Source organism: Streptomyces durbertensis (genome assembly GCF_014156695.1).
GTDB classification, from domain to species: domain Bacteria; phylum Actinomycetota; class Actinomycetes; order Streptomycetales; family Streptomycetaceae; genus Streptomyces; species Streptomyces durbertensis.
Genome location: NZ_WMLF01000145.1, coordinates 1 through 11,643, shown reverse-complemented (window position 1 = coordinate 11,643; position 11,643 = coordinate 1). Strand labels below are relative to the sequence as shown.

Here is an 11,643-nt window from a genome sequence, read left to right as displayed (position 1 = left end):
GCCCCCGTCCCCGCCCAGCCGACGCCGGAGGCCGAACCGCAGGAGGCCGCACGATGAGCGACCACCACGCGACGCCGCGCCCCGACGCCACCGCACCCACCGTCCCCGCCCGCGCCGGGGAGGGCACCCGCGCCGTGCACGCCGGGCTGCCGGAGCCGTCTCCGGACGCCCCGCCGATGCCGGGGCCCGTCCTCGCCGCCCACTTCCACCTGCCGGGCGACCCGGCCGACGCCACGTACACCTACGGCCGGGACGGCAACCCGACCTGGACCGCCCTGGAGGCGGCCGTCGCCACCCTGGAGTCACCGGACGAGCCCGCCGAGGCGACCGTCTTCGCCTCCGGCATGGCGGCCATCTCGGCCGTGCTGCTCTCCCACGTCCGCCCCGGCGGCACGGTGGTGCTGCCGGACGACGGCTACAACCTGCTGACCCCGCTGAGCGAGCGGCTGACCGAGCTGGGCGCCACCGTCCGGGCCGTCCCCACGGGCAGCGCGCGGCAGCGCGAGGCGATCGAGGGCGCCGACCTGGTCTGGCTGGAGACGCCCGCCAACCCCGGCCTGGACGTCTGCGACATCCGCGAGCTGGCGGACGCGGCGCACCGCGAGGGCGCCCTCGTCGCCGTCGACAACACGCTCGCCACGCCGCTCGGGCAGCGCCCGCTGGAGCTGGGCGCGGACTTCTCCGTGGCCAGCGGCACCAAGGCGCTCAGCGGCCACGGCGACGTGCTGCTCGGCTACGTCACCTGCCGGGACGCGGCGCTCACCGGGTCGGTGCGGCGCTGGCGCAAGCTGGTGGGGGCGATCCCGGGTCCGATGGAGGCGTGGCTGGCCCACCGCAGCCTGGCCACCCTGCACCTGCGCACCGAACGGCAGCAGCGGAACGCGCTGGTGCTCGCGGAGGAGCTGCGGAGCTGGCCCGAGGTGCGGGAGGTGCGCTATCCGGGGCTGCCGGACGACCCGGCGCACGCACTCGCCTCCCGTCAGATGCGCGGCTACGGCTGCGTGTTGTCGTTCACCCTGCCCGACCGGACCTTCGCCGAGCGGCTGTTGGCGGCGACGCGGATCGTGGAGGAGGCCACCAGCTTCGGCGGCGTGCGCAGCACGGCCGAGCGACGGGGCCGTTGGGGCGGCGACGACGTGCCCGAGGGCTTTGTGCGGATGTCGGTCGGCGTGGAGGACGCGGCCGACCTCGTCGCCGACCTGCGCCAGGCCCGCGACGCCGCACAGGCGGGCTGAGTACGCCCCCGGGAAGGTCGGGCGGGACGGTTTGGGGCTCCCCCCTCGCGCCCCAAACCGCCGCCCGTATGCCGGCGCCATCCGCGCCTGGCACCAGAGTAGTTCACTCTCGGTCAGTTTCCCATTACCCGTGCGGCATATGACCGGGGGACTTCCGCCGTCCCGCGGGTCCCTCAACGGGGAGGAGAGCGCCGCGGCCCGCCCGGCGGGAGGTTTGTGCGGGGCGGCGGCGCGGCAGATCTTCAGGCATGGCGGAAGAACGTCGTGTCCCCGGACCGCAGCGGTACCGTCCCGTCGTCAAGCGGACCGCGCGGGCGATCCTGCTCGACGGCGACGAGCTGATCCTCATCAAGCGCACCAAGCCGGGCCGCGAGCCCTACTGGATCACGCCGGGCGGCGGGGTCGAGGAGGGCGACAAGAGCGTGATCGACGCCCTGCACCGGGAGGTGGCGGAGGAACTGGGCGCCAGGGTCACGGACGTGGTTCCCGCGTTCGTCGACACCGTCGCCTACTCGCCGGAGGACGACGGGCCCCCGCCGGGCGGTGAGCCGCTGCCGGCGGGGGCGGTGAAGGTGCAGCACTTCTTCGTCTGCCGGCTGGCGGCCATGGACCCCAGCCGGCGGCACGGCCCCGAGGTGGACGAGCCGCGCGGCGAGTACGCGATCGTGCGGCTGCCGTTCAGCGCGGAGGGCGTGAACTCGGTGGAGGTCGTGCCGCCCCGGCTGCGGGCCTACCTCAGCGCGAACATCGAGGGCGTCCGCGCCCTGCTGGCGCCCGACTTCGACTGAGGCGCGACGCACAGCCGAGGCACGCGGCCGAGGCACGTGGCCGCCGGCTCGGTGTGCGCCGCCGGTTCACGCGGTCCCGGTGAACCAGCCCTGGAAGGCCCGGTCGGCCCGGCCGGCGCGGTCCGCATGTCGGTGGGACGCGGCGGCCTCCGAGGCACGGGCCGCCGTCCGTCCCCTGGCCTCCGCCTCGGCCAGCACGCGGCGGGCCTCACGCTGCCAGGCGAGCACGCTCGCCGAGAGTCGCCCCGAGCCGCCCGACTTCGCCGACCCCGGAGCCGAGGCCGACGCCGGGGTCGGAGCCGGTTCACGGCCCGGCCGCGCCGCCTCGCCCGGGTTCCGCGCACCGCCCGGCTGCGGGTTCGTGCCCGCGTGCGGGGCGGGCGCCGGCGTCGGCGAGGCGTCCGTCGGAGTGCCGCTCTTCGCGGGGGCCGCCGCCGGAGCGGCCTCCGCCGCGCCGGACTTCGCGGCACTCGCCGCGTCGGCCTTCGCGGCGCGCGTCGCCGCGCCGGCGGCGACGCCGAAGTAGTCGCCGCCCTTGCGGCGGACGTCGTCCGTGCCCCAGGCACGGGCGGGGCGGCGCGGTGCCTTCTGGAACTGCGGGATGTGCTTGGAGCAGTGGATGTAGGCCTCCTCGACGGTCACCTCCACCCACAGCTCGGCGCGGCGGCCCGGTACCGGGTCGACGGGCAGGTCCGGGTGGTCGGCGCGCATGGCGGCGTCCTCGACAAGGCGGGCGGTGCCGTTGACGTGGAGTCCGATCCTGGCGTTCAGGAAATCCACCAGCAGGATGCCCAGGTGGGGGTTCTCCTGGATGTTGCCGAGGCTGGCGTGTACGCCGTTGCCCCGGTATTCCGGAAAGGCGAGCGTGTGTGTGTCGAGTACCCGGAGGAATCCTGGCGGGCCGGCCCGGAACGTGTTGTCGCACTCGCCGCGCGCGTCGGCCGTCGCGAGGAAGAACATCTCCTGCTGGGCGACGAACTCGCACATTCTTTCGTTCAGGTGGTCGAGCATCTGCTCGTCGTAGAAGCGGTCGGCGCGGTGGGTGGAGTCGAGGCGGCGCTGGATCTCGTGCTCGCCGGCGCTGCCCGGTCTGCCGGGCCGGATCGTCGCGTCTGGTTCTGCTGCCACGTGTCACTCTCCCGCGAGCGCCGGTGCCTGGAGGTCGCTGATCGTTTCGAACGAGTCGTGTCGTATGCGGTCCGGTGGGATGCCGGCGCGGCGCAGGGCGTGCACGCCGCTGCGGATCATGCCGGGCGGGCCCGAGACGTAGCCGTCGTAGCCGGTCCAGCTGCCGGCGCCGAGGATGGCGTCGGGGACCTGTCCGGTGAGGCCGGCGGCCCGGACGGGGCAGCCGTCGCCGACGACGGGGTGGACGGACAGCCACGGGTGGGTCCGCTCCAGCCGCAGCATGGTCTCGAGGTCGTAGAGGTCCTGGTCGGTGCGGGCGCCGTAGAAGACGTCGACGAGTCGGCGGCGCCCGTACTCGGCGACGTCCTCGACAAGCGCCTTGATCGGGGCGATGCCGGTGCCGCCGCCGAGGCAGAGGAGCCCGTTGTCGGTGGAGTGGTCGACGATCATGTTGCCGGCCGGGGGGCCGAGGCGCAGGACGTCGCCGGGTCGCGCGCGGTGCACGAGGGCGCCGGAGACCCATCCGGCGGGCACGGCCTTGACGTGGAACGTCAGCGTGCCGTCGGCGCTGGGCGCGCCGGCGAACGAGTAGTGCCGCCACACCCGGGGCCACCAGGGTGTCTCGACGCTGGTGTACTGGCCGGCGCGGAAGGGGTACGGCTTGTCGGGCCGCAGCCGCAGCACGACGGTGTCGGGGGTGCGGAGTTCGTGGGAGACGATCTCCGCCTGCCACCAGGCGGGCGACCGCTGCTCGTCCTCGGCGGCCGCGTCGATCATGATCTGGGAGATGAGGGTGTACGCCCGCACCCAGGCGGTCTCGGCGGCCGGGGACCAGGTGTGGTGGGCGTAGCGGGTGAGCGCGCCGATGAGGCATTCGCCGACGGCGGGGTAGTGCTCGGCGCGGGTGCCGTACTTGCGGTGGCCGCGGCCGAGGTCGGAGAGGTAGGCGGTGAGGGCGGCCGGGTCGCCGGCGTGCCGCGCGGCGGTGAGCAGGGCGCCGAACAGCCGGTCGCGCTGGGTGTCCATGGCGGCGGGGAAGAGGTCCCGCAGCTCGGGGTTCCGGAGGAAGAGCAGGGCGTAGAAGTGGCCGGTGACCTTGTCGGCGACGGGCTGGATCTCGGCGAGGGTGCGCCGGATCAGTTCGACGTCCGCGCCGGTGGGGCCGGTGACCGGGGGCACGGGAACCGGCGGCGGGTCGGTGACGGCCCGGGTCCCGCCGGCCGGCGGGAGGCCGGGGGTCGTGCCCGGGTCCGGGGGCGCCTCGCGGCTCGGGCCGGAAGCCGGGCCGGAGGCCGCGGGGGGTTGACTGGCGGAACGATCCTGCGATCCGGAAGCGGGTGGCGGCAGTGGTCGACCGGCGCCGGCCGACCACTGGTCACCCGTCCCGTCGGGCCGTCCACCGCTGACGGGTATGTCGCGGTTCTCCGACATCGTGGTCATGCGCTGCCTCGCCTCTGCGTTTCTGATCGAATCGGTCACACATGTGACCGGATTGTGCGTGGAATTCCCCGATCTCTTTCCGATGCCATGGCCACACATTCGACGGCGGGAGCGGTGCTCGGACAGGCCGTGCGGCGCGACGCGTGGACGACCATACCCGCCGCGGCCGCCCGCACACGTGAGAATTCGCGGAACACCGATTCCGCGCCTATCCGCCGACCTACAATATTTCGCCCCTCGGGCGCCCCCGCCGCCGAACCCGCCACGCGAGAACCCGCCACACGCGAACCGGTCCCGCGCGAACCGGTCCCGCGCGTACCGTGGGAGCCATGAGTGATCTTGTGATACGAGCCGCCACCGCCGGGGACGTCCCGGCGATCGTGGCCATGCTGGCCGACGACCCGCTCGGCGCCCAGCGCGAGAGTCCCTCCGAACCGGACGTGTACCAGGCCGCGTTCGCGCGCATCGCCGTCGACCCCAACCAGCACCTGGTGGTCGCCGAACGCGCCGGCGCCGTCGTGGGCACGCTCCAACTGACCGTCATCCCCGGGCTGTCCCGGCGCGGCGCCAGCCGCGCGCTCGTCGAGGCGGTGCGGGTCCGCTCGGACGAGCGCGGCGGCGGGCTCGGCGCCGAGCTGATCCGCTGGGCGGTCGACGAGGCCCGGCGGCTCGACTGCGCGCTCGTCCAACTGACCTCCGACAACAGCCGGGTGGACGCGCACCGCTTCTACGAGCGACTGGGCTTCGCGGCAACCCACACGGGATTCAAGCTCGCGCTGTGAGCCACTGATCGCCGTCCTGACACGCGGAGGGGCCCCTCCCGCCCCCCGACAAAGCGGGGAGGCGCGGGAGAGGCCCCACGCAGGGTGCCCGACCGGGCGGGCTACTCGTTCGAGCCGCCCTGACCGAAGATCGTGCCGCCGTTGCCCGAGCCGCCGCCTCTCGGGCCGCCGCCGCTCGCCCCGTCGGTCTCACCGCCGGTGTCCTGGCCGTCGGTTGTTCCCTCGGTGAAGCCGCCGTCCTGGCCGCTTGTTGTTCCCTCGGTGGTCGTGCCGCCGTCCTGGCCGCCGCCGCTGTTGTTGCCGCCGCCACCGTTGTTGTTGCCGCCGGTGTTGCAGCGCGGGTCGAACGGGCTGCACGACTCGGACTCGGTCGGGCTCGGCGTCTCGGACGGCTCGGAGGGCTCCTCGCTGGGCTCCTCCGGCTCCGGGCTCTCCTCGACGTCCGGCGTCTCGGTCGGCGTCGGCGTCTCGGTGGGCGCGCCGACCTGGTCGAAGGGCTCGCCCAGCGGGCGCGGCTTCGGGAACGGCGTCCTCGGGGTGCCCTTCGCGGCTTCCTTCATGTAGTTCACGAAGACCTGCGTGGGCATGCCGCCACCGGAGGCGTCCTCGCCGCCGGTGCCGTTGAGGGACAGCGGCGTGCGGTCGCCGTCGGGGTCGAACCGGAACATGGCCACCGAGGTGGACAGCTGCGGCGTGTAGCCGACCCACCAGGCGGAGCGGCCCTTGTCCGTCGTACCGGTCTTGCCGGCGACCGGACGGCCGAGTTCCCGTGCCCGCCAGCCGGAGCCGTTCTCGCCCTGGACGACGTTCTCCAGCGTCGCGGTGACGTTGTCGGCCACGTTGGGGTCGATCGCGGACTTCCGCGACGGCTTGTCGAAGCCCTCGATCTCCTGGCCGTTGGACACCACCTTGGTCACCGAGTACGGCTCGGTCTGGGTGCCGGAGGCGGCGAAGGTGGCGTAGGCGTCGGCCATCCGGATGGCGCTCGGCGTGGAGGTGCCGAGGGCGAAGGACGGGTTCAGGGCGGGGTCGATCTGCCCCTCCTTGATCCCGGCGGCCATCGCCATCTCCTTGACCCTGTGCATGCCGACGTCCATGCCGAGCTGCACGAACGGCGTGTTGGCCGAGACCTCCATCGCCCGTTCGAGGCTGATGTAGCCCCAGTCCTTGGCGTTGAGGTTGACCTGCTTGAACGGCTCGTGGTCCTTGGTCAGGTAGTCGGACCCGTCCGGGTTCTTGATCGTCAGCAGGTTGTCGCCGTTGTACTTGCTCTCCGGCGTGATCGGCCGGCCCTCGCTCTGCACGGTGCCGTGCTCCATCGCGGCGGCCAGAACGAACGGCTTCCAGGTCGAACCGACCTGGACACCCGAGGAGTCCGCGTTGTTGAAGAAGTGGCCCTTGTCGAAGCCCGCGCCGCCGTAGATGGCGACGATCGCGCCGTCGTTCGGCACGATCGAGGCCGCGCCGAACTGGACGTGCTTGTCCTTCTCCCGGGTCTTCGGGTCCAGCTTCTCCTTGCGGACCTTGTTGACCGCCTTCTCCAGTTGGAGGACCTTCTTGCGCTCGAACGTGGTGTGGATCTGGAATCCGCCGAGGTCCAGCAGACCCTTGTCCATGCCGGTCTTGCGCAGCACCTCGTTCTTCGCCAGCTCCATCAGGTAGCCGACCTGGCCGACCTTGCCGCTCTGGCTCTGCCGGCGGATCGGCTCGGGGAACTCCTGGTACTCGGCCCGATCGGCCTCCGACATCTGGCCGACCTCGACCATGCGGTCGAGCACCCAGGCCCAGCGGATCTCGGCGCGCTTGCGGTTCTCCTGCGGGGAGCGCCCGGGGCCCTCGCCGCCGGCCGGGTCGTAGAAGTCGGCGCCCTTGAGCAGGGTGGCGAGGAACGCGCTCTGGTCCGGCTCCAGCTCTTCCGCGTTGATGCCGTAGTACGCCTGGGCGGCCGCCTGCACCCCGTACGCGCCGCGGCCGAAGTACGCGGTGTTGAGGTAGCCCCGGAGGATCTCGTCCTTCTCCCGCGTGGTGCCGACCTTGATGGAGATGAAGAGCTCCTTCACCTTCCGGCTCATGGTCTGCTCCTGGGACAGGAAGTTGTTCTTCACGAACTGCTGGGTGATCGTGGAGCCACCCTGCGTCTGCTGTCCCCTGGCCATGTTGACGACGGCCCGGGCGATGCCCTTCGGGTCGACGCCGGAGTCGGTGCGGAAGCTGGCGTTCTCGGCGGCGATCACCGCCTCCTGGAGGGTGAGCGGCATCTGCTCGATCCCGATGTTCTGCCGGTTGGTCTCGCCGTCCCGGCCCATCACCTTGCCGTCGGCCCAGTAGAAGACGTTGTTCTGGGCCTTGGCTGCGGCGTGCTCGTCGGGCACGTCGACGAGCGCGAGGGCGAGGCCGGACAGGCCGACCAGCAGGCCGAGGAAGCCGACGCACAGCGTCAGGATGTGCTTCCAGGACGGCACCCAGCGGCGCACGCCGTACTTGCCCGAGCGGGGGTAGTCGATGAGGCGCTTCTTCGCCGGCGTCTCCGCACGCCGTCCGCGACCGGCGGCCGCCGCGCCGTGGGCCGTGGTCTCCTCCGCGCGGCGCCGACCGCCGCGCCCGGCGGCACGTCGGGCCTCAGCCCGCCCACCGGCGGCGGGGTCGCCGGCGCCGTAGGAGCTCGTGGTGGCGCCACTGGGCTGTGCCGCGCGGCGGCCACGGGACTGCGGCGGCTGCGCGGCACGGCGGCCGCGTGACTGCGGCGGCTTACGACGATGCTCGCTCATGGGAACAGCTACTCCTCGGTCAGGCACCCACGCTTGAAGGCGGCAGTGTACTTCCGGTCCCCCGAAGTGCGTTCCATTCGCACAAATGGGCGCACTGCATCCAGGACGACGACGCGCGGCGGCGTCGGACGGTTCCCGGACATGTTCTGCACAGCGCTCAGAGTACGCAGGGACAGAAGGCGCCTTTCCCGGCTTTTCGGGAGCTGTCGGGCTCCACGGATGAGTTGGTTCCGTGATCTGGGTCCCGAAACGCGATCATGTCTTGCCGCATGTGACAACGCGTTCTATCGTCAGGATGTATCGAGTCGATACATCAGCTCGACACAGCACGTGAATCGGACAGACCGAGACGAACGACGACGGGATCAGGGAAGGGATGGGCGACCTCGATGAGCAGGCGGTCGGGCATCCTGGAGTTCGCCGTCCTCGGGCTGCTCAGGGAAGCCCCGATGCACGGCTACGAGCTGCGCAAACGACTCAACACCTCGCTGGGCGTCTTCCGGGCGTTCAGCTACGGCTCGCTCTACCCCTGCCTGAAGACCCTCGTCCAGCAGGGGTGGATCGCCGAGGAGCACGCCAGCGACGCTGTCGAGCCCCTCACCGCGCAGCTCACCGGGCGGCGGGCGAAGATCGTCTACCGGATCACCGCCGAGGGCAAGGAGCGCTTCGAGGAGCTGCTGGCCCAGACCGGTCCCGACACCTGGGAGGACGAGCACTTCGGCGTCCGCTTCGCCTTCTTCGGACAGACCACCCGCGATGTGCGGATGCGGGTACTGGAGGGGCGGCGCAGCCGCCTGGAGGAGCGCCTCGACAAGATGCGCGCCTCGCTCAACAGGACCCGGGAGCGGCTGGACGACTACACCCTCGAGCTGCAACGCCACGGCATGGAGTCCGTGGAGCGCGAGGTCCGCTGGCTCAACGAGCTGATCGAGAGCGAGCGGGCCGGGCGTGATCAACGTGACCGGCGCAACGGGCGCGACCTGAAGGACGCGACCGGGCGGCGGGACGAGGCGGGCGACCGCCGGACAGAAGACACGGGCGGTCTGCCCCGGCATCGGGGGAGCACCCGGCCGGATCCGTCCGAGGACACCACATGAGTCCCCGCGCGAGCGGGGACGCTTCGAGAACACAGGGAGCAACCGGAATGGGTTCGGTTCGCGTAGCCATCGTCGGCGTGGGCAACTGCGCCGCCTCGCTGGTGCAGGGCGTCGAGTACTACAAGGACGCCGACCCGGACAGCCGCGTCCCGGGTCTGATGCACGTGCAGTTCGGCGAGTACCACGTCCGCGACGTGGAGTTCGTCGCCGCGTTCGACGTCGACTCCAAGAAGGTCGGCCTCGACCTCGCGGACGCCATCGGCGCCAGCGAGAACAACACCATCAAGATCTGCGACGTGCCGAGCACCGGCGTGACGGTGCAGCGCGGCCACACCTACGACGGTCTGGGCCGGTACTACCGGGAGACCATCGAGGAGTCGGCGGACGAGCCGGTCGACGTCGTCAAGGCGCTCAAGGACGCCGAGGTCGACGTGCTCGTCTGCTACCTGCCGGTCGGCTCCCAGACCGCCGTCGAGTTCTACGCGCAGTGCGCGCTCGACGCCAAGGTCGCGTTTGTCAACGCGCTGCCGGTCTTCATCGCCGGCACCAAGGAGTGGGCGGACAAGTTCACCGAGGCCGGCGTGCCGATCGTCGGTGACGACATCAAGTCCCAGGTCGGCGCGACGATCACGCACCGCGTGATGGCCAAGCTGTTCGAGGACCGGGGTGTCGTCCTGGACCGCACGATGCAGCTGAACGTCGGCGGCAACATGGACTTCAAGAACATGCTGGAGCGGGACCGGCTGGAGTCCAAGAAGATCTCCAAGACGCAGGCCGTCACCTCCCAGATCCCGGACCGGGACATGGGCGAGAAGAACGTGCACATCGGCCCGTCGGACTACGTGGCCTGGCTGGACGACCGCAAGTGGGCCTACGTCCGCCTGGAGGGTCGCGCGTTCGGCGACGTCCCGCTGAACCTGGAGTACAAGCTGGAGGTGTGGGACTCCCCCAACTCCGCCGGTGTCATCATCGACGCGCTGCGCGCCGCGAAGATCGCCAAGGACCGGGGCATCGGTGGTCCGATCCTCTCCGCGTCCTCGTACTTCATGAAGTCCCCGCCGGTGCAGTACTTCGACGACGTCGCCCGCGAGAACGTCGAGAAGTTCATCAAGGGCGAGGTCGAGCGCTGAGCCGTCGGCCAGCCCGACGCGACTTACGCGCGTTGCGCGCGTTGCGCAACCGACACGGTCAAGCGGTGAGGGCCGGTGTGTGTTTCACGTGAAACACACACCGGCCCTCACCGTTTCCCCGCTCGGTACTCAGCGCGCGGCAAGCCCGCTCAGCGCTGGAGGAGTCGCTCAGCGCTCGACGAGTCGGTCGTACTGCGTGGTGGTGTGCCGGAGGATCGCCACCATCTCGTCGCCCACCTTCGGCTCCGGGGCCTCCGCCGGAACGAACAGGATCGACACCTGCATGTGCGGCGGCTCCGCGAACCAGCGCTGCTTGCCACCCCAGACGAACGGCGACAGGTTGCGGTTGACCGTCGCGAGGCCGGCCCGGGCCACGCCCTTGGCCCGCGAGGTCATCCCGTGCAGCGCCTTCGGCGCCTCCAGACCGACGCCGTGCGAGGTGCCGCCTGCCACCACGACAAGCCAGCCGTCACCCGACGCCTTGCCCTGGCGGTAGCCGAAGCGGTCGCCCTTGACCACCCGCGTCACGTCCAGCACCGCGCCCCGGTACTCGGTCGCCTCGTGGTCGCCGAGCCACAGCCGGGTACCGATACGCGCCCGGAAGCGGGTCTGCGGGAACTGCTGCTGGAGCCGCTGGAACTCCTCGGGCCCGAGGTGGCTGACGAACATCGTGTCCAGCGGCAGCCGGGCGGCCCGCAACCGGTCCATCCAGCCGATGACCTCGTCCACCGCGTCCGTGCCGTCGGTGCGGTCCAGCGGCAGATGGATGGCAAAGCCCTCCAGCCGCACGTCGTCGATGGAGGCCCGCAGCTTCTCCAGGTCCTCCTCGACCACGCCGTGCCGCTTCATCGAGCTCATGACCTCGATGACCACCCGGGCGCCCACCAGGGCGGCCACGCCGTCCACCGAGGACACCGAGCGGATCGCCCGGTCCGGCAGCGGCACCGGCTCCTCACCCCGCCGGAACGGGGTCAGCACCAGCAGGTCGCCGCTGAAGAAGTCCTTCATGCGGGCGGCCTCGTAGGTGGTGCCGACCGCGATGAGGTCCGAGCCGAACCCGGACACCTCGTCGGCCAGCCGCTCGTGGCCGAAGCCGTAACCGTTGCCCTTGCAGACCGGGACGATGCCCGGGAACTGCTGGATCACCGAACGCTGGTGCGCCCGCCAGCGTTCGGTGTCGACGTAGAGGGAGAGCGCCATGGCCGGTGGTGGACCTTTCTCTTGCGTCTCTTGCGGAGCGTGTCTGTGTGCTGTGGGGGCGTCGACCGGCTCGGC

The 11,643-nt window shown here is 71.6% G+C and carries 9 protein-coding genes; 5 read left to right on the top strand and 4 right to left on the bottom strand.

Features of this window, described 5'->3' with window-relative positions; all coding sequences use genetic code 11:
• Window positions 1–53: 53 nt before the first annotated feature.
• Together GL263_RS12305 and GL263_RS12300 are read left to right on the top strand one after the other, a co-directional pair.
• Window positions 54–1,235, top strand: coding sequence for a cystathionine gamma-lyase (locus GL263_RS12305; protein ID WP_182855702.1), 1,182 nt, complete (start codon window positions 54–56; stop codon window positions 1,233–1,235).
• A 248-nt stretch (window positions 1,236–1,483) separates the two neighbouring features.
• Window positions 1,484–2,023, top strand: a complete 540-nt coding sequence (locus GL263_RS12300; protein WP_182855701.1) for an NUDIX domain-containing protein — start codon at window positions 1,484–1,486, stop codon at window positions 2,021–2,023.
• A gap of 66 nt (window positions 2,024–2,089) precedes the next feature.
• Here GL263_RS12300 and GL263_RS12295 read toward each other — a convergent pair whose 3' ends face one another.
• Both GL263_RS12295 and GL263_RS12290 read right to left on the bottom strand, forming a co-directional pair.
• A complete protein-coding gene (locus GL263_RS12295; protein ID WP_323379364.1) occupies window positions 2,090–3,151 on the bottom strand; it encodes a pyridoxamine 5'-phosphate oxidase family protein in 1,062 nt (353 codons plus the stop codon).
• A 3-nt stretch (window positions 3,152–3,154) separates the two neighbouring features.
• Window positions 3,155–4,330: a globin domain-containing protein gene (locus GL263_RS12290; RefSeq protein WP_438947951.1), complete on the bottom strand. Its 1,176-nt coding sequence runs from the start codon at window positions 4,328–4,330 to the stop codon at window positions 3,155–3,157.
• Between the two features lie 590 nt (window positions 4,331–4,920).
• Here GL263_RS12290 and GL263_RS12285 point away from each other — a divergent pair.
• A complete protein-coding gene (locus GL263_RS12285) occupies window positions 4,921–5,373 on the top strand; it encodes a GNAT family N-acetyltransferase (RefSeq protein WP_182855699.1) in 453 nt (150 codons plus the stop codon).
• 101 nt (window positions 5,374–5,474) lie between these two features.
• Here the strand turns inward: GL263_RS12285 and GL263_RS12280 are convergent, their stop codons facing one another.
• On the bottom strand, window positions 5,475–8,141 hold the full coding sequence (locus GL263_RS12280; RefSeq protein WP_182855698.1) for a transglycosylase domain-containing protein: 2,667 nt from the start codon (window positions 8,139–8,141) through the stop codon (window positions 5,475–5,477).
• A gap of 389 nt (window positions 8,142–8,530) precedes the next feature.
• On the opposite strand from GL263_RS12280, the gene GL263_RS12275 reads away from it, so the two are divergent.
• The gene (locus GL263_RS12275; RefSeq protein ID WP_182855697.1) at window positions 8,531–9,238 is read left to right on the top strand and encodes a PadR family transcriptional regulator; all 708 of its coding nucleotides are present in this window, start codon (window positions 8,531–8,533) and stop codon (window positions 9,236–9,238) included.
• A gap of 47 nt (window positions 9,239–9,285) precedes the next feature.
• The gene (locus tag GL263_RS12270) at window positions 9,286–10,368 is read left to right on the top strand and encodes an inositol-3-phosphate synthase (protein ID WP_182855696.1); all 1,083 of its coding nucleotides are present in this window, start codon (window positions 9,286–9,288) and stop codon (window positions 10,366–10,368) included.
• A 168-nt stretch (window positions 10,369–10,536) separates the two neighbouring features.
• Here the strand turns inward: GL263_RS12270 and GL263_RS12265 are convergent, their stop codons facing one another.
• On the bottom strand, window positions 10,537–11,568 hold the full coding sequence (locus GL263_RS12265; RefSeq protein ID WP_182855695.1) for an alanine racemase: 1,032 nt from the start codon (window positions 11,566–11,568) through the stop codon (window positions 10,537–10,539).
• Between the last annotated feature and the right edge of the window lie 75 nt (window positions 11,569–11,643).